This window comes from Pseudomonas weihenstephanensis (assembly GCF_016812185.1).
GTDB classification, from domain to species: domain Bacteria; phylum Pseudomonadota; class Gammaproteobacteria; order Pseudomonadales; family Pseudomonadaceae; genus Aquipseudomonas; species Aquipseudomonas weihenstephanensis.
Map to the genome: position 1 here is coordinate 407,136 of NZ_JAAEBV010000005.1, position 21,308 is coordinate 428,443.

At 58.3% G+C, this 21,308-nt stretch carries 20 protein-coding genes; 9 read left to right on the forward strand and 11 right to left on the reverse strand.

What is annotated here, in order from left to right:
- The first annotated feature begins 44 nt into the window (after positions 1 to 44).
- Positions 45 to 422 carry a hypothetical protein gene (locus GYN01_RS18005; RefSeq protein WP_048363341.1) on the forward strand — a complete coding sequence of 126 codons (378 nt, stop codon included), beginning with the start codon at positions 45 to 47 and terminating at the stop codon, positions 420 to 422.
- Between the two features lie 119 nt (positions 423 to 541).
- Here the strand turns inward: GYN01_RS18005 and GYN01_RS18010 are convergent, their stop codons facing one another.
- The gene (locus GYN01_RS18010) at positions 542 to 751 is read right to left on the reverse strand and encodes a cold-shock protein (RefSeq protein ID WP_048363340.1); all 210 of its coding nucleotides are present in this window, start codon (positions 749 to 751) and stop codon (positions 542 to 544) included.
- A gap of 241 nt (positions 752 to 992) precedes the next feature.
- Between GYN01_RS18010 and plsB the strand changes: the two genes are divergently transcribed.
- The 3 genes from plsB (at position 993) to GYN01_RS18025 (ending at position 4,428) form a co-directional block, all read left to right on the forward strand.
- Positions 993 to 3,488 carry a glycerol-3-phosphate 1-O-acyltransferase PlsB gene (plsB, locus tag GYN01_RS18015; protein ID WP_048363339.1) on the forward strand — a complete coding sequence of 832 codons (2,496 nt, stop codon included), beginning with the start codon at positions 993 to 995 and terminating at the stop codon, positions 3,486 to 3,488.
- A gap of 121 nt (positions 3,489 to 3,609) precedes the next feature.
- Positions 3,610 to 3,891: a hypothetical protein gene (locus tag GYN01_RS18020; protein ID WP_048363338.1), complete on the forward strand. Its 282-nt coding sequence runs from the start codon at positions 3,610 to 3,612 to the stop codon at positions 3,889 to 3,891.
- 132 nt (positions 3,892 to 4,023) lie between these two features.
- The gene (locus tag GYN01_RS18025; RefSeq protein WP_048363337.1) at positions 4,024 to 4,428 is read left to right on the forward strand and encodes a YbaY family lipoprotein; all 405 of its coding nucleotides are present in this window, start codon (positions 4,024 to 4,026) and stop codon (positions 4,426 to 4,428) included.
- 69 nt (positions 4,429 to 4,497) lie between these two features.
- On the opposite strand, the gene GYN01_RS18030 is transcribed toward GYN01_RS18025, so the two are convergent.
- On the reverse strand, positions 4,498 to 7,569 hold the full coding sequence (locus tag GYN01_RS18030) for an efflux RND transporter permease subunit (RefSeq protein WP_048363336.1): 3,072 nt from the start codon (positions 7,567 to 7,569) through the stop codon (positions 4,498 to 4,500).
- A gap of 5 nt (positions 7,570 to 7,574) precedes the next feature.
- Entirely contained in the window at positions 7,575 to 8,675 is a 1,101-nt protein-coding gene (locus GYN01_RS18035) for an efflux RND transporter periplasmic adaptor subunit (protein ID WP_048400023.1), read from the reverse strand.
- A 90-nt stretch (positions 8,676 to 8,765) separates the two neighbouring features.
- Here GYN01_RS18035 and GYN01_RS18040 point away from each other — a divergent pair, with 90 nt between their 5' ends.
- Positions 8,766 to 9,404, forward strand: coding sequence for a TetR/AcrR family transcriptional regulator (locus GYN01_RS18040; RefSeq protein WP_048363334.1), 639 nt, complete (start codon positions 8,766 to 8,768; stop codon positions 9,402 to 9,404).
- Between the two features lie 9 nt (positions 9,405 to 9,413).
- Here GYN01_RS18040 and GYN01_RS18045 read toward each other — a convergent pair whose 3' ends face one another.
- Positions 9,414 to 10,196 (reverse strand): class I SAM-dependent methyltransferase, encoded by a 783-nt coding sequence (locus GYN01_RS18045; protein ID WP_203307552.1) that lies wholly within the window; start codon positions 10,194 to 10,196, stop codon positions 9,414 to 9,416.
- 93 nt (positions 10,197 to 10,289) lie between these two features.
- On the opposite strand from GYN01_RS18045, the gene GYN01_RS18050 reads away from it, so the two are divergent.
- Positions 10,290 to 10,910: a hypothetical protein gene (locus GYN01_RS18050; protein ID WP_048363332.1), complete on the forward strand. Its 621-nt coding sequence runs from the start codon at positions 10,290 to 10,292 to the stop codon at positions 10,908 to 10,910.
- Here the strand turns inward: GYN01_RS18050 and GYN01_RS18055 are convergent.
- The 5 genes from GYN01_RS18055 to ppc form a co-directional block, all read right to left on the reverse strand.
- Entirely contained in the window at positions 10,907 to 11,776 is an 870-nt protein-coding gene (locus tag GYN01_RS18055; protein ID WP_048363331.1) for a DUF72 domain-containing protein, read from the reverse strand. The two genes, GYN01_RS18050 and GYN01_RS18055, sit on opposite strands and share 4 nt — an antisense overlap.
- Positions 11,777 to 11,779: 3 nt before the next feature.
- On the reverse strand, positions 11,780 to 12,076 hold the full coding sequence (locus tag GYN01_RS18060; protein WP_048363330.1) for a hypothetical protein: 297 nt from the start codon (positions 12,074 to 12,076) through the stop codon (positions 11,780 to 11,782).
- Between the two features lie 209 nt (positions 12,077 to 12,285).
- Positions 12,286 to 12,972: a tRNA (adenosine(37)-N6)-threonylcarbamoyltransferase complex dimerization subunit type 1 TsaB gene (gene tsaB, locus GYN01_RS18065; RefSeq protein ID WP_203307553.1), complete on the reverse strand. Its 687-nt coding sequence runs from the start codon at positions 12,970 to 12,972 to the stop codon at positions 12,286 to 12,288.
- A 92-nt stretch (positions 12,973 to 13,064) separates the two neighbouring features.
- On the reverse strand, positions 13,065 to 13,712 hold the full coding sequence (gene adk, locus GYN01_RS18070; protein ID WP_048363328.1) for an adenylate kinase: 648 nt from the start codon (positions 13,710 to 13,712) through the stop codon (positions 13,065 to 13,067).
- Between the two features lie 286 nt (positions 13,713 to 13,998).
- Positions 13,999 to 16,629 (reverse strand): phosphoenolpyruvate carboxylase, encoded by a 2,631-nt coding sequence (gene ppc, locus GYN01_RS18075; RefSeq protein WP_048400027.1) that lies wholly within the window; start codon positions 16,627 to 16,629, stop codon positions 13,999 to 14,001.
- Between the two features lie 416 nt (positions 16,630 to 17,045).
- On the opposite strand from ppc, the gene GYN01_RS18080 reads away from it, so the two are divergent.
- The 3 genes from GYN01_RS18080 to GYN01_RS18090 all read left to right on the forward strand — a co-directional run bounded on the left by GYN01_RS18080 (position 17,046) and on the right by GYN01_RS18090 (position 20,006).
- On the forward strand, positions 17,046 to 17,459 hold the full coding sequence (locus tag GYN01_RS18080; RefSeq protein WP_048363326.1) for a DUF4398 domain-containing protein: 414 nt from the start codon (positions 17,046 to 17,048) through the stop codon (positions 17,457 to 17,459).
- Between the two features lie 65 nt (positions 17,460 to 17,524).
- A complete protein-coding gene (gene lptF, locus GYN01_RS18085; protein WP_048400028.1) occupies positions 17,525 to 18,304 on the forward strand; it encodes a lipotoxin F family OmpA-related lipoprotein LptF in 780 nt (259 codons plus the stop codon).
- A 337-nt stretch (positions 18,305 to 18,641) separates the two neighbouring features.
- Positions 18,642 to 20,006 (forward strand): lytic polysaccharide monooxygenase, encoded by a 1,365-nt coding sequence (locus GYN01_RS18090; RefSeq protein ID WP_203307554.1) that lies wholly within the window; start codon positions 18,642 to 18,644, stop codon positions 20,004 to 20,006.
- Positions 20,007 to 20,055: 49 nt separating this feature from the next.
- Here the strand turns inward: GYN01_RS18090 and GYN01_RS18095 are convergent, their stop codons facing one another.
- Positions 20,056 to 20,382, reverse strand: a complete 327-nt coding sequence (locus tag GYN01_RS18095; RefSeq protein ID WP_048363323.1) for a PA3694 family proteiin — start codon at positions 20,380 to 20,382, stop codon at positions 20,056 to 20,058.
- A complete protein-coding gene (locus GYN01_RS18100; RefSeq protein WP_203307555.1) occupies positions 20,379 to 21,293 on the reverse strand; it encodes an alpha/beta hydrolase in 915 nt (304 codons plus the stop codon). Before GYN01_RS18100 ends, GYN01_RS18095 begins: the two co-directional genes overlap by 4 nt.
- Between the last annotated feature and the right edge of the window lie 15 nt (positions 21,294 to 21,308).

Consider the following 21,308-nt stretch of genomic DNA (forward strand, 5'->3'; position numbering starts at 1 on the left):
ACTAATCCGCGAATGGATTTTTCAGACCCGCAGTGAGGACATCCATGCGCCAACCCGACATTGAGATTTACCTGAAAGAAACCGTCACCTACAAAGACGTAGAAGTCTGGCTTTCAGAGGTTCTGGGCACATGCTCGGAATGGAAAAAGAAAGGCGAAACCTGGAAGTGTACCGCTGGCAACGTTCCCGTGACCTGGATGCCAAAAGCCGTAGGCAAATGGAACAGTTTGTACCTGGACAGCGATCAAACGCCTTGGGAAGACGACATCGCCTGTGCCCACGCCGCCTTCAAGGCACTGAACATCGAAGTGCGCTGCGCGCCGGGTAGCTGGGTTGAAGAGCAAGGCGAAGCCGACGCTGACCGCTGGGTGCGCATCAGCGAAGACGGCGAAGAAGAAATCACTTGGAAAACCGGCTCCTGACCCACAGGCCTTGTAGCCGCTGCCGCAGGCTGCGATGGGTTGCACAGCGACCCATCCCCTGAAAAGCGAAGGCCCTTCGGACCTTATCCAGCCTTGGGCAGCGGCTACAGGTTTTACCGTTACAGCCCTACCACATCCTCAGCCTGCAAGCCTTTGTCACCCGTCACCTGGTTGTATTCGACCTGTTGACCTTCAGCCAGGCTGCGATGGCCTTCACCGCGAATTGCGCGGTAGTGCACAAACACATCCTTGCCCTCTTCGCCCTGAATAAACCCGTAGCCTTTGGCATCGTTGAACCATTTCACATTGCCTGTAAACCGCGTAGTCATGCGTGCATCCCCTTTATTATTTTTGAGCGGGCTTGCTGATTCAGCCCATTGAGCACTTTCGCTCGAACTTATAGTTTGCTGAAAACGTCTTACACTTGATGGCGAAAGAGCATCGAGTATAAGACAGCGCGAAAAACACTCAATCAATATTAGTTCGCAGCTTTTTTGCCGATTTTCCAGAGATACGGCACACTACCCGCCCGAGTAAACACTCGTTTTAATCCACTCATGCAGAAGCCGTATGACCCGTTCCCCGTTCCGTCGTCTAGTGTTTGGCGCCTTGCGTCGCTTGCTGTACCTGTGGGTACGCTCGGAGACCATTAATCAGTCGTCCTTCACCCTTAATCTGGACCGCAGCCGGCCGGTGTTCTACGTCCTGCAATCGCCCTCCGTGACAGAACTGGCGGTGGTCGACGCCGAATGCACCAAGGCGGGCCTGCCGCGCCCGGTATTACCGGTGGCCGTGGGGCAAATGGTTGAACCTGCCGCCTTCTTTTACCTGACTCCAGAACCCGACTGGCTAGGGCGCCAGGACAAACGCGGGGCCCCGCCGACGCTGACCCGTTTGGTGGACAGCCTGACCGCCAACCCCGGCGAAGACGCGCAAATCATCCCCGTCAGTGTGTTCTGGGGCCAATCCCCTGACAGCGAGTCCAGCCCGTGGAAGTTGCTGTTTGCTGACAGCTGGGCAGTGACCGGGCGTCTGCGTCGCCTGCTGCGCATTCTTATTCTGGGCCGCAAGACCCGCGTGCAGTTCTCGGCGCCCATTCATTTGCGTGAACTGCTCGACCATAACAAAGGCCATGAACGCACCGTGCGCATGGCTCAGCGCATCTTGCGCGTACACTTTCGCAACCTTAAAACCGCGGTCATCGGCCCCGACCTGTCGCACCGGCGCAATCTGGTCAAAGGCCTGGTCAATGAGCCAACCGTGCGTCAGGCGATTCTCGACGAAGCCGAGCGCGAAAACATCTCGCCCGATAAGGCCAAGGCACAAGCCCTGCGCTATGCCAACGAAATCGCCTCGGACTACACCTACACCGCCATTCGCTTTCTGGAAGTGGTACTGAGCTGGTTTTGGAACAAGATTTACGACGGGATCAAGGTCAACCACATCGAAGGCGTGCAAGACGTCGCGCAAGGTCACGAAATTATTTACGTGCCGTGCCACCGCAGCCATATCGACTACCTGCTGCTTTCCTACCTGCTGTTTCGCAACGGTCTGACTCCGCCGCACATCGCCGCCGGGATCAACCTCAACATGCCGGTCATCGGCAGTTTGTTGCGCCGTGGCGGGGCATTTTTCATGCGCCGTACCTTCAAGGGCAATCCGCTCTACACCTCTGTATTCAACGAATACCTGCACACCTTGTTCACCAAAGGCTTCCCGGTCGAGTACTTCGTTGAGGGCGGGCGCTCGCGTACCGGCCGTATGCTGCAACCCAAAACCGGAATGCTGGCCATCACCCTGCGCAGCTTTTTGCGCTCTTCGCGCATGCCCATCGTGTTCGTGCCGGTGTATATCGGCTATGAACGTGTGCTTGAAGGCCGTACATACCTGGGTGAATTGCGCGGTGCGAGCAAGAAGAAAGAGTCGATTTTCGACATTTTCAAAGTCATTGGCGCGCTCAAACAGCGTTTTGGTCAAGTGGCGGTTAACTTTGGCGAACCGATCAAACTGGCGGAATTCCTCGACACCGAACAACCGAACTGGCGCCAACAGGAACTCGCACCGTCGTACCGTCCTGAATGGTTGAACGCCACCACTCATCGTTTGGGTGAGAAAGTGGCTCAGCACTTGAACGAAGCGGCCGCCATCAACCCGGTGAATCTGGTGGCACTGGCGTTGTTGTCCACCAGCAAGCTGGCGCTGGATGATCGCGCTATGGCCCGCGTGCTCGACCTCTATCTGGCGCTGCTGCGCCGCGTGCCGTATTCACCGCACACCACCTTGCCTGAAGGGGATGGCCGCGCGCTGATCGAGCATGTAAAGGACATGGACTTGTTGTCCGAGCAAAGCGATGCATTGGGCAAAATTCTGTATCTGGATGAGCAGAACGCCGTCCTGATGACTTACTACCGCAACAACGTGCTGCACATCTTCGCGCTGCCTTCGTTACTGGCCAGCTTCTTCCAGAGCGCTTCGCGAATGACGCGTGAGCAGATCCTGCGCTACACCCGCGCCTTGTATCCGTACCTGCAATCGGAATTGTTCATCCGCTGGACGCTGGACGAACTGGATGGCGTCGTCGATCAATGGCTGGAGGCTTTTGTCGAGCAAGGTTTGCTGCGTTTCGAAAACGAGGTGTACCTGCGCCCTGCTCCTAGCTCGCGCCACTTTGTGCTGCTGACGCTGTTGTCCAAGAGCATTGCGCAAACCCTGCAACGCTTTTACATGGCGATTTCACTGCTGCTCAACAGCGGTCAAAACACCTTGAGCGCCGAAGAACTGGAAGACTTGTGCACCATGATGGCTCAACGCCTGTCCATTTTGCATGGCCTGAATGCCCCGGAGTTCTTCGACAAGAGCTTGTTCCGCCACTTTATCCAGACGCTGCTTGAAGAAGAGGTACTGCGCCGCGATGCCAACGGCAAGTTGAGTTACCACGAACTGTTGGGGGAACTGGCCGAAGGCGCAGCCAAACGCGTATTGCCGGCAGAGATTCGTCTGTCGATCCGTCAGGTGGCCCTGCACCGTGCAGAAGATGCCGCTGACACACCGCAGAGCGTAGGGTAAGTCTTCAAAACAACGCAGAAAGCTCTCGATCATTTTTCGACGACTTATAAGCAACTAGCCTTGGCATGTACCGAATGAATCGGCACATACCCAGGCTAGTCAACCTATAAGGACATCAAACATGACTCAAGAAAATGAAGGCACTCACGTAGAACATAACGCTCAAAACCGCGGCCGACCTGACCTTGGCGGCGACACCGAAACCCGAGGCCGTCCTGACCTTGGCGGCGATACCGAGACCCGAGGCCGCCCTGATTTTGGCGGCGATGCCGAAACCCGAGGCCGCCCAGACCTTGGCAACGACGCAGACACTCAAGGCGTACCGGACAAAGAAACACCTCCTGGCACCCCTTGGCGCATCGACCATCCGGACGGTGGCGTTCACGGCGGCAACAACGGCTAAGGCCACATCCAGCACCGTGGTCACAGCGATGTTGGCCACCCACCAGCGCCCAAGCCGCTTTTCATTGTTAGAATCCCTTCAGCTTCCCTGGGTGAAATCACTTGCTCAGGGATAGAAACGGAGTTTTCTGCCATGAAAAAACTGCTTGTGCTCAGCCTTGCTGCACTACTTGGAGCCTGTAGCTCAATGAACTCAACCCCACACGCCACACTCGACGGCGAAGTGTTCTACCTGCAACGCATCGCCTTGCCGCCAACCGCCACTCTGGAAGTCAGCCTGCAAGATGTTTCACTGGCTGACGCCCCGGCCGTGACCCTTGCCAAACAAAGTGGCCAGATCAAAGGCCAGGTTCCGTTGCCGTTTCACTTGAGCTACGACCCTGCTCAAGTCAAGCCCGGCCATACCTACGCCGTCAGCGCCCGCATTGAAGACAACGGCCAATTGCTGTTCATCACCACCGAACGCAATAGCGTTGACCTCAACGACAAAACGCCGCAACCGCTGCGTCTGCGAGTCGATCAAGTTCCAGCTTCATAACGAACCCTGTAGGCGCTACCGCAGGCTGCGATCTTTTGCACCCACACAGCTCTCATCCTGCGGCAGCACCTACGCACTCGGCTTCTTCACCTTGAACCACGCGGCATACAACGCGGGCAAAAACAGCAACGTGAGTGCGGTCGCGACAATGAGCCCGCCCATGATCGCCACTGCCATCGGCCCAAAAAACACACTGCGCGACAGCGGAATCATTGCCAGCACCGCCGCCAGCGCGGTCAGCACAATCGGACGAAAACGGCGCACGGTCGCTTCGATGATCGCCTGCCAAGCCTCCAGCCCCGCCGCTTTGTCCTGCTCGATCTGGTCCACCAAAATCACCGAGTTGCGCATGATCATCCCTGACAGCGCAATGGTGCCCAGCATGGCCACAAAACCAAACGGCTGGTTGAACACCAGCAAAAACAACGTCACGCCGATCAACCCCAACGGTGCGGTCAAAAACACCATCGCCACGCGTGAGAAGCTGCGCAGTTGCACCATCAGCAAGGTCAGCACCACCACGATAAACAGTGGAACTCCGGCCTTGACCGAATTCTGACCACGGGCAGAGTCTTCCACCGTGCCACCGACTTCCAGCAAATAGCCATCGGGCAGTTCGGCACGCACCCCTTCAAGCGTCGGCAAGATCTGCTGTACCAGCGAAGCCGGTTGCTCCTTGCCGTAAATATCAGCCCGCACGGTCACGTTGGGCAGACGGTTGCGGTGCCAGATAATCCCTTCTTCGAACCCGTATTCAAGCGTGGCGATTTGCGACAAGGCAACGCTCTGGCCGTTATCGGTCGGCACGGCCAGACTCGGCAGCAACGTCAATTGCGTACGTTCTTGGGGCGTGCCGCGCAGCAGGATTTCGATCAATTCGTTGTCTTCGCGATATTGGCTGACCGTCGAACCCAGCAGCGTGCTTTGCAAAAACCGCGACACGTTAGCAGTGCTCACGCCCAAGGCCCGTGCACGGTCCTGGTCAATATTGAGATACACCACTTTGCTCGGTTCTTCCCAATCCAGGTGCACGTTCACCACATGAGGGTTTTCACGCACCTTCGCCGCGACTTTACGCGCCAGTGCCCGTACCTCCTCGATGTGCTCACCCGTGACCCGAAACTGCACCGGGTAGCCCACGGGCGGGCCGTTTTCCAGGCGCGTCACCCGCGAGCGCACCGTCGGGAATTGCTCGTTCAAGGTGTCAATCAGCCAACTGCGCAGGCGCTCGCGGTCTTCAATGCTGCTGGCCAGCACCACAAACTGCGCGAAGCTGGCCGCAGGCAATTGTTGGTCCAGCGGCAAGTAGTAACGCGGCGAACCGGTCCCGGCGTAGGCCACGTAGTTGACGATGCCGGGATGGTCTTTGAGCAAGGCTTCCAAACGCTCAACCTGCTCAGTGGTGTTGCTCAAAGACGCGCCTTCGGCCAACTTCAAGTCCACCATCAGTTCCAGACGGCTCGATGCCGGAAAGAATTGCTGGGGCACGTACTTGAACACCACCACCGAACCGATAAACAGCAGCACGGTCAGCGTAATCACGGTTTTGCGCCGCCGCACACACCACTCCACCAACCGCCGGATACGTTGATAAAACGGCGTGCCGTAAGGGTCTGTTGCGCCATCACCGGTGCCATGCCTGGCGGCATGGCGCTTGGCCAAATCTGGCAACAGCAAGGCGCCCAGATAAGGCACAAAGACCACCGCCGCAATCCACGACGCCAGCAGCGCAATGGTCACCACTTGAAAGATCGAGCGGGTGTATTCACCCGTACTCGACTGCGCCAGGGCGATAGGTAAAAAACCGGCGGCTGTTATCAACGTGCCCGTGAGCATCGGGAAGGCAGTGCTGGTCCACGCAAAGCTCGCCGCCTTGAAGCGGTCGTAGCCTTGCTCCATTTTGATCGCCATCATTTCCACTGCGATGATGGCGTCATCGACCAACAAACCCAGGGCCAGCACCAACGCGCCCAGCGAGATCTTATGCAGGCCGATGCCGTAGTAATGCATGGCGGCAAACGTCATGGCCAGCACCAGCGGAATGGTCAACGCCACCACCATGCCGGTACGCACGCCCAGCGAGAAAAAACTCACCAGCAACACAATCGCCAAGGCCTCGACCAACACCTGCACGAATTCGCCGACGCTGGTTTTAACCGCTGCCGGCTGATCAGAGACCTTGCTCAGGTGCATACCGGCCGGCAGGTTTTTCTGGATACGGGAAAACTCAGTCTCCAGCGCCTTGCCCAGCACCAGAATGTCACCACCGTCTTTCATGGCCACAGCCAGACCCAGGGCGTCCTGGCCCATAAAGCGCATACGCGGCGCAGGCGGATCATTGAAACCACGGCGTACATCCGCCACGTCTTCAATGCGCAAGGTGCGCTCACCGACACGAATCGGGAAGCGCTCGATCTCTTCGACAGTCTTGAAGTTGCCGCTGACGCGCAGTTGCACACGCTCGGTCGGGGTCTCAAAGAAACCGGCGGTCGAGACCGCATTTTGCTCCTCCAGGGCCTTTTGCACTGCCTCCAGCGGCAAACCCAGCGTAGCCAGCTTGAGGTTGGACAGTTCGATCCAGATTTTTTCGTCTTGCAGGCCCAGCAGCTCGACCTTGCCCACATCCTTGACCCGTTGCAGCTGGATCTGGATGCGATCGGCGTAGTCCTTGAGCACTGCGTAGTCGTAACCTTCGCCGCTCAGGCTGTAGATATTGCCAAATGTGGTGCCAAATTCGTCGTTGAAGAAAGGTCCCTGAATGGCGGGCGGCAAGGTGTGGCGGATATCGCTGATCTTTTTGCGAACCTGATACCACAGCGCCGGGACTTCATCGGAGTGCATGGAATCGCGCGCCATAAACGTCACTTGCGATTCACCGGGGCGCGAGAACGACACGATGCGTTCGTACTCGCCGGTTTCCATCAGTTTTTTCTCGATGCGCTCAGTGACCTGACGCGAGACCTCTTCAGCCGTGGCGCCGGGCCATAGCGTGCGAATCACCATGGCTTTGAACGTAAACGGTGGGTCTTCGCTTTGGCCCAATTTGGTGTAGGAAAGCCCACCGACGATGGCCAGCAACAGCATCAGGAACAGGACGATCTGGCGATTGCGCAACGCCCATGCAGATAGGTTGAAACCCATGGGAATTACTCCTTCGCCATGACATTGATCGTTCGGTTGGAACGATCAATAGGCCGTACCTCCTGCCCTTGATGCAGCACATGCGCCCCGGCGGCGACGATCCAATCCACAGACGTGAGGCCTTCCAGCACCGGCACTGTTTTCTCGCCATACGGACCAACACGCACAGGCACTTGCTCCAGCTTGTTGCCAAGGCCAACCCGCCACACATAGGCCGCGCCGTTTTCAGCACTCAGTGCCGACAGCGGCACCGACAACGAACTCACGCCTTCGTTTTGGATAAAGACCCGCGCACTTTGCCCCAACTCGGCAGGCACTTTGCCAGCCGTGAAGGCGATACGGGCTGCAAAGGTTCGCGACTTGGGATCGGCCGATGGCGACAACTCACGAATCCGCCCGCTAAACCGCTGATCGGGCTGGGACCACAGCTCAACCGACACCGGCTGGCCAATCTTGAACCGCGCGAACGCCTGCTCGGGCACGCTGATCAACACTTCACGCTCACCGTCGGCAGCGAGCGTAAAAACGGTCTGACCTGCGGCCACGACCTGTCCGACTTCCACTTGGCGCTGGGCAATGACGCCATCTTGCGGCGCGCGTAATACGGCATAGCTGGCCTGGTTGCTGGCGACGTTTTGCTCGGCTTGCAACTGCTGCCATTTGGCCTCGCCTGCGCGATAAAGGTTTTCGGCGTTATCGAACTGGGAACGGCTGACCATCTGACGGTCGAGCAACGTTTTGTAACGATCACGTTCGGAGCGCACCAGGTTAAGGTTGGCCTGTGCAGCCGCCACTTGAGCGCGGGTCGCGTCCAGTTGCAGGCGAACGTCTTGCGGGTCCAGCTCAGCCAATGGCTGGTTGGCCTTGACCCGCTCACCTTCATCGACCAACCGGCGCGTGACTTTGCCGCCGATGCGAAAGGCCAACTGCGGGTCAAACCGTGCGCGCACTTCGCCTGGATAGCTTTGGGTCGCCAGCGCCGAAGGTTGGGGTTGCACCACAATCGCCGGGCTGATGCTGACCTGAGCAGGCTCTTCATGCCCGCACGCAGCTAACAAAAATACCAAACAGACAGGCACAGCGCGGGGCAAGGCATGACGCAACATGGAGACGACCTTTCGCTTATAGGGCTTGGAATATTTATACTGGGCGGCATGTTATTAATACTAAACTCACCAGTCCAGTAATAAACGGAAATGTCTGACCAACCTTTAGTCCCTAATGCCCCCGGCCGCCCCAAAGATCTGGCAAAACGCCAGTCGATCCTGGATGCGGCCAAAATTCTGTTTTTGAGCAAGGGATTTGCCAGCACCAGCATGGACGCCGTTGCCAACCTGGCTGGCGTGTCAAAACTGACGGTCTACAGCCATTTCACCGACAAGGAGACCTTGTTCTCGGCCGCCGTGATGGCCAAGTGCACTGAGCAGTTGCCGGAGTTGTTTTTTGCATTGCCCCACGGCGTGCCGATTGAAACGGTGCTGTTAAACATCGGGCGCGGGTTTCACACGCTGATCAACAGTGAGGAGTCGTTAAACCTGCACCGGTTGATGATCACGTTGGGCAGCCAGGACCCGAAGCTGTCGCAGATATTCTTCGACGCCGGGCCGCACCATGTGGTGCTGGAGATGGAGCGCTTGCTGGATCGCATCCACCAGCAAGGCACACTGCGGATCAACAACACCCACCATGCGGCCGAGCACTTTTTTTGCCTGCTCAAGGGCGCACCCAACTTTCGCCTGCTGCATGGCTGCGGCGAACCGTTGAGCGCGCAAGAGGCCGAGGCCCATGTGCGCGAGGTCGTGACATTGTTTATGCGCGCCTACAGGGCGGATTAACCCGGCGGCTCAGGGCTTGAGGGCTTTTTTGGGGTAGATGTCGTAGCGGCTCGATTTGCCGTCCAGTGCATGGCTTGGTTTGGGGCCTGCTATGCACGGGGCCTTGCGCGGGCGTTTGACCACAACGCGGTGGCTTGCCAGCGCCAACGCCGCTTCGAGCAATGCTGGCGCATCGTTGTCATCGCCTACCAAGGGGCGGAACAAGCGCATTTCTTTTTTCACCAGCGCCGTTTTTTCTCGGTGCGGGAACATCGGATCGAGGTAGATCACCTGCGGTGGCTCGCCTTCCCAGTGACGCATCACCTCAATCGAATTGCCTTTGAGCAACTTCATGCGTGACACGATTGGCGCCACCTCATGGTCATCCAGACCACGAGCCAGGCCGTCTTCCAGCAGCGCACCGATCAACGGCTGACGTTCAATCAGGCTCATTTCACAGCCCAGGCTGGCCAGCACAAACGCGTCTTTGCCCAGCCCGGCGGTGGCGTCCAGCACCCGTGGGCGCACGCCCTGCTGGATGCCCACAGCCTTGGCGATCATTTGCCCGGTGCCGCCGCCAAACAAACGCCGGTGCGCAGCGCCACCCTCTACAAAGTCGACACGTACCGGCCCCGGCGCATCGGCGCCCAACTGCTGCAATTGCAGACCGTGCGCACTGACTTGCAAGGCGAACTCGGCATCCGCCTCGTCCATCGGCAGGCCAAGGCGCTCGGCCCACTGCTGGGCCAAGGCTTGGTACGCCTCGTCCAGTGCCTGGACGTTGATTCGACAGCCTGCTGTTTGCTCACTCATTTAAAAACACGCTCAAAAATTTAATGATCGGCAAACGCTGCCGATAAATGAAATATCCGGCATTTTGCCAGAGCTGGGCGTCGACCGAGAGCTATGTCAGACATTCATTCCACATCGATAGGCTTTATCGCGCCAATTGGCGATTTTGGCCGTCACAATTCGCAGATCACGGGCAGTGTCAATCACCTGTGGAAGGACTTCTACGCCCAGGCATTGGTCGAGCAGTCCGGTACTGACGAATTCTCACCGCTCGACATCGAACCGGTAGAGAGCGATGAAAACGTCGAACCCCGCGGCGGCAGTGATTTGCTGAGCAGCATCGTGACCCAGCGCCATTGCGACGTGATAGACACCGAGCTGCGCCCGCCCGAAGCGCTGTTTTTGCCCATTGCCGAGTTCGAACTGGACTTGTTGCCCCCCATTGCCAAGCCTTACCCGCCGGATGAGCTGTTCGCCCAACAGCATCAGCAAGATTTCGACAGCCATTGGGTGCGCCCGATCGTAATGGCCGCCGGTCACCCGCTGCCTGAACCAGGCCCAGCGCCTGAGCCGCGGCCTTTGCACCTGCCGATAGCAGAGTTCGAAATGGACTTGCTGGACAAACCTGCCGAGCCGTTCGATGCCATGACGTTGATTGAGCAGCAGCGCGCAATGGACTTTGATCTGGGCTGGGCACGACCGCTGATCATCAATAACCTGCGCCTGGCGGCTTAAAGCAGCCCCAGTTGTTCGCTCGTCTGCGGGGTGTGCAGCACGGGCAATGCCGGCATTCCCGGCAACCGTTCGCTTAATTGCGCATGAAAACGCCGCGCCAACTCGGGTGCCAAGTGATTATCCGGCGTGTGTAAAAACACATACGGCGTGCGCCCTTCTTCGATCCAGCCCGCAACCTTTTCCACCCACGGCAGCAAAAACGCATCGTTGGCTTGCAATTGCGGCCGACCGATAAAGCGCACCTGTGGAAACAAGGTAAAGGCCGCAGGACGCGGCGGCACACGAGGTTTTTTTTCTTGGGCATGCAGCACCGCGGGTGCGGTGGAGGTGCAACTGAACAATGCACGCGAGTCCAGACAGATGCGTTCGACACCGCGATCCCTCAGCACGCGATTCAACAGGCGCTCGGCATCGCCTTTGGCAAAGAAGGCCGGGTGGCGCACTTCAACGGCCAACGGGCGCTCCAGGGCGTCTATAAAGCTCACCAGCTCTGCAAGACGCTGAGGGCCGAAGCTCGCGGGCAGTTGCAGCCACAACGGTGCTACGCGCGCGCCTAACGGGCGCAGCAACTGAAGAAAGCTCTCCACGGCTGGCCCTTGGCTACGCAAATCACCGCCATGGCTGATTTCCCGCGCGAACTTGGCGGTGAAACGAAAATGTTGGGGCATGCTCTGCGCCCAGCGCTCGACCGTGGCCAGAGCAGGCGTGGCGTGGAACGTGGTGTTGCCTTCGACCGCATTGAACACTTGCGCATACAGGCTCAGAAACTCGGTGGACCGCGCGTTTTGCGGGTACAAGCCTTCGCGCCAGGCGTTTTCACTCCAGGCGGGGCAACCGAGGTAATACGGGAGAGGATTTTGCGTCATGGCTCAAATGTACAGGTCTAGCCCCAGCACTTCAGCGTCCCAGTCGACGAAGCCTGCCGTGGTCAGGTAACTGGTCAGGGCACTGGCGACTTTTTTGCTCATGACACGTTGGAAAATCATGTCTTGCTGACGGGCGGGCACTTGGCTGATGCGCTCACCGGAGGGAGGCGTGCGTGCGGCTTGCGGGGCGTTTTCGAAGACGATTTCGCTGTCTTCCACCGACTCGTCAACCAGCGCCTGGCCTTTACGCGGCTTGCGCTTGATCGGGTAAGACTGTGAGGAAAATCCGTCGATGCGCATAGCGATAAGCTCGGTTGCAATGATGGCAATTTAGCGGCACCGGCCGAACTAAGCAATTGCCCAAGTGAAGACTAGACTGCAAAAAAGCGAAAAGGTTTAAAACCCTGCCCATAACTGTAGTCGCTGGCGCAGGCTGCGTCCGGTGGTGCTGGCATCGTGGCGTGAAGCTTTACCACGGCGACGCCACCGCACGCAGGCTTCGTCAGCGGCTACGAGGCCAGAACAGGGTGCTTGGGGGTGGCAACTTTGTCTCGCAGGTACACCGGCTGGGCTTCGTCGGCCACGATGGCTTCGCCGCGTGCCCAGGCAAATCGGGCCAGGGTCAGTAAGTCTTCAGCGTGCGGCAGCATGCCCGCGTCCATTGCGTACGGCTTAGGGCTCAAACGTTCGGCATAGCCCCAGCCAGTACCCGCCCCAAACCATTGGCCCGTGGCGTCGTCCGGCAGTTGCGCGGCTTCAGGCGCCAATACGGCTTCAGCCCCGACCAAGCGCATTTCACCGGCCACTTCGCGGTAGCAACCCCAATACACTTCGTCCATGCGCGCATCAATTGCAGCGGCCACCTGGGTAGCGCCGTGCTCGCGGTAGGCTCGCTGGGCCAGTACCGCGAGGTTGGAGACGGGCAATACCGGGCGCTCCAGCGCAAACGCCAACCCTTGCACCACGCCGATGGCGATGCGCACACCCGTGAACGCGCCCGGCCCGCGGCCAAATGCAATGGCCTCAACGTCCGACAGTTTGACTCCGGCCTCGGCCAGCAAGGTTTGAATCATGGGCAACAGCTTTTGCGCGTGCAGGCGCGGGATGACCTCGTAGTGGCTTGTAACCTTGCCATCGTGCAGCAAGGCAACAGAGCAAGCTTCAGTCGCGGTATCCAGGGCCAGCAAGGTGCTCATCGGTGTTCCCGTCAGAATCAGAATTTAAAAAGTGCAGCAGTATAAACAACAACAGCCCGCAAGCGGGCTGTTGTATCAGGGCAAATCGACGATCAGTTCAGGGCAGCAAGCACCTTGGCGGTGATGTCCTGTACTGAGCCAACGCCTTCAACGTGGCTGTACTTTGGCTTGCCTTGAGCAGCGGCCAGCTTCTGGTAGAAATCCACCAACGGCTTGGTCTGCGAGTGGTAAACCGAAAGACGGTGACGCACGGTTTCTTCGGTGTCGTCTTTACGTTGCACCAGCGCTTCGCCGGTCACGTCGTCTTTGCCTTCAACTTTAGGCGGGTTGTAGACGACGTGGTAAACGCGGCCCGACGCTTCGTGCACGCGACGGCCAGCAATGCGCTGGACGATTTCTTCGTCTTCTACGGCGATTTCCAGTACGTGGTCCAGCTCGACACCAGCTTTGACCAGTGCTTCAGCTTGCGGAATGGTGCGCGGGAAGCCGTCGAACAGGAAACCGTTTTTGCAGTCGTCCTGGCTGATGCGTTCCTTGACCAGATTGATGATCAGGTCATCGGAAACCAGACCGCCGCTGTCCATCACGCTTTTAGCGATCAGGCCCAGCTCGGTGCCTGCCTTGACGGCTGCACGCAACATGTCACCGGTGGAGATTTGCGGGATACCGAATTTTTCGGTGATGAACTTTGCCTGAGTACCTTTACCGGCCCCGGGAGCTCCCAGCAGAATGACGCGCATCGATGTGCTCCTAAAATTTTTATTTAAATGACAACAGACTCGCCTCTTTGGGCCAATCTCAGAATCAGGTGATGGCCATCAAAATGGCCAAGGGCTGACCAAGATACACAGCAGGCCCGAGCCACACAAGACGGCAAAAGTAGGAATAATCAGAGGCTGACAGGCCCGTGCGACGGGGTGTCACAGCGCGCAGCCTTGCAATAAAGTGCTGTGCCCACGCAGCCAGTGCAGGTGTTGGTGCACAGGCTGCGTCGTGAGGGGCACGGTCACTGAGCCGGTTTTTTCGTTAACCGGTGTTACGCAAGCCTGCCGCAATTCCGGCCACCGTGACCAACAATGCTTGTTCCAGAGGGCTGTCTTGCGCCGCTTCCTGGCGCCGGGAACGGGCCAGCAATTCGGCCTGCAATAAATGAAGCGGATCAAGGTAGGTGTTGCGCAAACGTATGAATTCCAAGGTTTCAGGGCTGTGCGCCATGAGTTGCGTCTGCCCGGTCAAGCCCAGTACAACCGCGCACGCCTGCGACAATAAGTCGCGCAAGTGCGCACCCAATGGCAGCAGTTCGGGCGTCACCAGGCGCTCGTCGTACAAACGCGCAATGTCGGCATCGGCTTTGGCCAGCACCATTTCCAGCATGTCGATACGGGTGCGGAAAAACGGCCATTGTTCGCGCATCTGCCCTAACACTTCGCCTTCTCCACGCTTGAGCGCGTTGTTCAAGGCCGTTTCCCACCCTAACCATGCCGGCAGCATCAGCCGCGTTTGGGTCCAGCCGAAGATCCACGGGATGGCTCGCAGGCTTTCGATGCCGCCCGCCCGGCGTTTGGCCGGACGACTGCCCAGCGGCAAGCGCCCCAACTCTTGCTCCGGGGTGGATTGGCGGAAGTACTCCACAAATTGCGGGTTATCGCGCACCACGCTGCGGTACGCCTTGACGCCATCGGCGGCCAACTCGTCCATCAGCACGCGCCAGCCCGGTTCAGGCAAGGGCGGTGGCAGCAACGTGGCCTCCAGCACCGCCGCCAAATACAAGTTGAGGTTTTGCTCGGCGATCTGGGGCAGACCAAACTTGAAGCGGATCATTTCGCCTTGTTCGGTGGTGCGAAAACGCCCCGCCACCGACCCCGGCGGCTGAGACAAGATGGCCGCATGCGCCGGACCGCCGCCTCGACCCACGGTGCCACCCCGACCATGAAACAGCAGCAGTTCGACTTGCTGATCGCGGCAGATATTGACCAGTGTTTCCTGTGCCCGGTATTGCGCCCACGCGGCGGCCGTGGTGCCGGCATCTTTGGCGGAGTCGGAGTATCCGATCATCACTTCTTGCGGCCCGTGCAGGCGCGCACGATAACCGGGCAACAGCAGCAGGCGTTCAATCACCGGGCCTGCGTTGTCGAGGTCGGCCAGGGTTTCAAACAACGGCACCACGCGCATCGGTCGTTCCAGCCCCGCCTCTTTAAGCAGCAATTGCACCGCCAGTACATCGGAGGCGGCACCTGCCATCGAAATCACGTACGAACCCAATGAGGCTTCTGGCGCTGCGGCAACCTCACGGCATGTGGCGAGTACTTCTGCGGTGTCTGCGCCGGGTTTGAAATAACCCGGCAACAGCGGCCGACGGTTGGCCAGTTCGCGCATCAGAAAGGTCAGGCGCGTGTCTTCATCCCACTCTTCGTAGCGCCCCAGGCCCAGATAATCGGTAATTTCGGTCATCGCCGAGGCGTGACGCGCCGCGTCCTGACGCACATCGAGGCGTACCAGAAACAAACCGAAGGTCACCGCGCGGCGCAGGAAATCAAGCAATGGGCCGTCCGCAATCACCCCCATGCCGCAAGCGTGCAGCGACTGATAACACAACTGCAACGGCGCCAGCAGGTCGCGGTTGTCATGCAATACGCTTTCAGGTGCAGGCTGGGTCACGCTCAGCGAGCTGTGTGCCCAATTGCGGGTTATGCGCAGGCGCTCACGCAATTGTTTAAGTACGCCACGATAAGGCTCGACGCTGTCCCCGGCGGCGGCCAACAACGCCGGTGTGCCTTGCTGCATCGACAAGTCAGCCGCCAGTTTATCGAGGTCGCGCAGGTACAGATCCGCCGCCATCCAGCGTGCTAACAACAACACTTCGCGGGTGACGCTGGCAGTCACATTGGGGTTGCCATCGCGGTCACCGCCCATCCACGACGCAAAGCGAATCGGCGCGGCCTCCAGTGGCAAATGCAGCCCGGTGGCGGCGTACAGCGCCTCATCGGCCTTGCGCATCATGTTCGGCAAGGCATGCCACAGGGAATGCTCTATCACGGCAAAGCCCCACTTGGCTTCATCAATGGGCGTGGGGCGCGTGCGGCGGATTTCTTCGGTGTGCCACGCTTCGGCAATCAAGCGTTGCAGGCGTTGTTCGATGTGTGTTTTTTCGCTGAGCGTGAGGTCGCGGTGGTCTTGTGCAGCCAACTGCGCGGCAATGGCGTCGTATTTTTGAATCAACGTGCGACGGGTCACTTCGGTCGGGTGCGCGGTCAGCACCAGCTCGATCTGCAGGCGCGCAACCTGTCGCGCCAAAGATTCGGCGCTATGCCCCTCAGCCAGCAAACGCCCCAGCAACGTAGGCAATACCAGCGATTCAAACGGCTCGGGCTGCCCCTCTTCACGGCGGTGGATGAGTTCGTACTGTTCGGCGATGTTGGCCAGGTTCAAGAACTGGTTAAACGCTCGCGCCACCGGCAGCACTTCGTCATCGTTCAAATCCCCCAGAATGGTGCTCAACTCCTCGCCAGTGGTGCCACGCCGGTCATCCTTGGCGCCTTGACGAATGCGTTCGATTTTGGCGAGAAACGCTTCGCCGTACTGGTCACGGATTGTATTACCCAACAGTTCACCCAGCAGGTGAACATCATCGCGCAAGCGTGCAGCAATATCGGTCATCAGCAATTTCTCCAGCAGTATCCGGGGACAGCTCGTGGCCCAAGAGTGCGTCGCAATCGTTGTGCATGGCAAGCCGCACGTGCGATAAAAAAAACCTGCACGCTGACGCGTTTCAGCAAGGACCGTACGCTGGCTTTTTAATATTACCGTCTGCCCGCAAACCCTTATAGAACCCGGCGCGCCCTCTAAATCAGTGCTTGGCATCGCTTTGATCGCGGCAAAATAGCGTGACTGATCGGTCACTAATAATTAGGCCATTAGCCATCTTTTTTTTTGAACTATTCAAAAATCGTTTCGGTCACACCCATTAACCATCACTGCCGGGGCAGGGATATCAACACTCCGGGTGACATCACAGGCAATCCTGTTTGACGCCACAGACGTGATGGAATTTGAAGTTTTTCAGGAGTTACCTAATGGAGTTGAAGACCATGATGACCCGCACTGTCAAAACCACCTCACCTCGCCTGCGCGGGCTAAAACTGGCTGCGTTGGCAATCGGTACCAGCTTCGTTTTGGCCGGTTGTGCTGGCAACCCGCCGTCCGAGCAATACGCAGTGACTCAATCGGCGGTCAATAACGCCGTGAGCGCTGGCGGTACCGAATACGCCCCGGTGGAAATGAAGTCGGCGCAAGACAAGCTCAAGCAAGCCGAGCTGGCCATGCACGACAAAAACTACAAGGACGCCAAGCGTCTGGCTGAACAAGCCGAGTGGGATGCTCGCGTAGCAGAACGCAAAGCCCAGGCCGCTAAAGCCGAGAAGGCCGTTCAGGATGCTCAGAAAGCCGTTCAGGAACTGCGTCAGGAAGGCATGCGCAGCGTTAAGTAAACGCCGCCCCTTTTTGCCTGTCTCTGCGACTTCGCATTCCTAATCGTTAGAAAGGACTAAATATTATGCGTAACACAGTACTGATCCCTGCCCTGTTGGCCCTCAGCGTTGGCTTGGCGGCGTGCTCGCACCAGCCAAACATCAACCTGGAAAACGCCAAGACCAACTTCTCGGCGCTGCAAACCAACCCGGAAGCCACCAAGGTCGCCGCCCTGGAAACCAAAGACGCCAGCGAGTGGCTGGACAAGGCACAAAAGGCTTACCTGGACAAAGAAGACGAGTCCAAGGTTGACCAACTGGCGTACCTGACCAACCAGCGTGTTGAAGTGGCCAAGCAGACCATCGCGCTACGCACTGCTGAAAACCAGCTGAAAAACTCCGCTGCCGCCCGTGCTCAAGCCCTGCTAGAAGCTCGTGACGCGCAAATCCGTCAGTTGCAGAGCCTCAATGCCAAGCAAACCGAGCGTGGCACCCTGGTCACCTTCGGTGATGTGCTGTTTGATTTCGATCGTGCAGACCTCAAGTCCAACAGCCGTGACAGCATCACCACGCTGGCCAACTACCTGATCAAAAACCCGGATCGCAAAGTGATCGTTGAAGGGTATACCGACAGCAAAGGTTCGGCCTCTTACAACCAGGGCCTGTCTGAGCGCCGTGCCAACGCGGTTAAAAACGCACTGGTACTTGCTGGTGTTGATAAATCACGCATCGTGGCTCAAGGCTATGGCAAGGAATACCCGGTGGCCAGCAACGCTACCAACTCCGGCCGTGCCCAGAACCGCCGCGTTGAAGTGACCATCTCCAACGACAACCAGCCCGTAGCGCCGCGTTCGTCGATGCAGTAACAGCTTGATCTAAGCTGCGCAGCACACCACGCCCCCATCGTCGGACTCAATCCCGACAGTGGGGGCGTTTTTGTGCGTGCGGTAGGTCAGCCTATAGACGTAAATCGCACATAAAAATAGCCAATTAATTTCGAATTGCTCTAACCAACTGTCAGTTCTGACAGTTCTCACCGCCCCGTACCCTCTCTATATATAACGCTCTGACTGCACGGTTGGATGGCCAATCCATGCGTGTACCAAAGCCTCGTCGCGTTAGCGGTCATTGCCGTTGCTGAGGGATTTTCTGCCTAATCGTCAGCATGTTTCTCTTTAGGACTATCAAAATCAGAGGCGCACAATGTCCAAAATTCGTACAAACAACGTCATCAGCAAAAGTAAGGTGCCGCGTCATGGGCATGTTTTTTCACCCGCCTCACGGGCCTACTTTGCGTGGCAAGCAGGGGAACTGGATGAAGGCGCTTTAAACCAGCGGGAGTCAGGCAAGTTTTTTCCAACAACAGCCGCTGATCAGTTGGATGTTTACGCGAAACAGGACACCCTCAATGCGGCGCCTCCGCCGGACGGAAAGATTGCCAGCGCCAACCAGCTTACCGGCGCTGCACTCGATGCACCGGGTAGTCATTGGCAAAAACATGAGGTTCGAGGGGGCGAGGCTTTAGAGGTGTACTGGCACTTCACCGCCAACCATGCCACACGGCGCTGGAACTACTTCATGACCAAAGAAGACTGGAACCCAGAGCGCGTTTTAAGCCGTGACCAATTCGAGGCCGAACCTTTTTACACCGTGCAAATCAACCTCCAGCCCTTCTGGGAACATACCGATGCGATGATGCCCTCGTCGCCCACCGTGCATGGCGTTCCGCTCCCCCAGCGTGAGGGCTACCACGTGCTGTTGGCTGTATGGGAAGTGGCAAACACGGGCAATGCGTTTTATCAGGTCATCGACCTGGACTTTTTAGCCGATGACGCAGGCGAAGAGCGCCCCACTACGCCGAGCCATCTGATGACCCGGGAGGTGACTGACAAGCACATCACACTGACGTGGGGTGCCTCCACTGGCCCTCATCCCATTGCCGCTTATCGATTGATACGCAACGGCTCTACAACGGTGGATGTCATCGCGCCGCTGCTCAGTTGGATGGATAACAGCGTTAGGCCTGAAACGCTGTACACCTACTTCATCAGCGCCATTGATGAACTCGGCAATATGTCTACCCCCAGCCGCGCCATTGAAGTGATAACGCCTGCAGAGGGCGGAGAAAATGCGCCTCCCACTGCGCCAAAAAACCTGCACAGCATGGGCCAAACTTCGACCGTTGTAAGTGTGATGTGGGGCGCATCGACGGGGCCTTCTGCCATCACGCAGTACCTCATCTACCGTAACGACCAGGAGATCGCGCGGGTCAAGGCCGATAAGACTTCATTCGATGACACCGGCCTGACACCGAACACGCAATACCGCTATTACGTCACGGCGCTGGACGAACGTGCTCAAGCGTCAGCCCCCAGCAATGTGCTCTCGGTCAAAACCGAGGCTGATCAAGGTGGCGGTGAGTATCCGCTCTGGGCACTTAACACGAAGTACTTGGTGAATGAGCGGGTGAGCCACAACGGGAGACACTGGCAGTGCCTGCAAGCGCATATCTCGAACGTTTCGTGGGCCCCAGGGCAAGCGGATACACTGTGGACGCAAGTCGCCTAACACCCCCTGACCGCCCGGCGCGAGGCCAACTCGCGCCGGGTACAGGGTTTTACTGCTCCAGCTTGGGCGTTTCCTGGCCCAGGCAGCGCACAGCTTGTTTCTTGTTGTTCACCAGTACACCGGTCAGGCCTTTCTGTTCGGTGTCGAACAGCACGATGATGCCATCGACGCACTGCGCCACTTGGTTAGCCGGGGTCAGCGACACTTTGTAATCTTCGCCGGGAATGGTTTTGAGCATGGTGAAGTCGCTGAGCAACAGGGCATCTTCAGGCTTGGCGAAATGCAGGTAGCCGTAGTACCACAGCACACCCACGGTGCCGATGATGGTGCAAATACCGGTGATGATCAGCGGGATGGCGTTACGTTCTTCACTCATGGTTGGCTCTCTGGTTCAACGTTTTTCGAATTCGGGGTGGCGGGGTAATTGGGGATTTCACCCAGGCGCCGCACGCCATTGAAGTGTTGCGGGTCTTGCAGATAACGCAGCATCACTTGCCGCCAGGTCGGGTCGGCAAACGTCTGCACATGCCCGCCGCGCGTCAATTGCAGCACCTTGGGCGGGGGCGCAGCTTGATACAACCGGATGCCGTTGGAAAGCGGCACGACCGGGTCATCCAGACTGTGGAAGATCAGCATGGGCAAATTGCCCATGTCCGGTATCGCGTAGAGCGCGCTGTCAGCGTCCGGCACCCACCACGACAACGGGACTTGCAGCGGCCACGTCAGCCACCCAGTGCTCAAGGCAAACTGCCCGACCTCACGGTAACTGGCCGGTACACCGTCAAGCACCATCGCTGTGACGCGCGCCCGCTGCTGCGGGTGTTTGCTCAAATAGTGAACCCCCATCGCACCGCCCAGGCTTTGCCCCAGCACAATCAACGGCACACCTTGAGCCTGCGGTTGGTGCTGCAACCAGTCGAACGCCGCGTCGATGTCCTGATACACCTCGGGCAAACGGGCCGAGCCTTGTGACAAGCCGTAACCACGGTAATCAAGCATCAACACCTGATAGCCCTCGGCGGGCAACCACGCGGCAGCCCCCAAGTGATAAGCCAGGTTGCCACCATTGCCGTGCAAGTGCAGCACCGTGCCCTTGAGCGGCACACCGGGCTTGGCCGGCAACCACCAGCCGTGCAGACGGGTGCCGTCGCTGGCGGTCAACGTGACGTCGCGGTACGCCAACCCCGCCGCCGTCGGCGTGACGGGCTGGCCGGGTTCCGGGTAAAACAGCAGCGAGCTGCATCCGCTGAGGGCAAGCAGCAGGCAGAGTGCAGCCAGGGTTTTCATGGAGCAATCCTATTA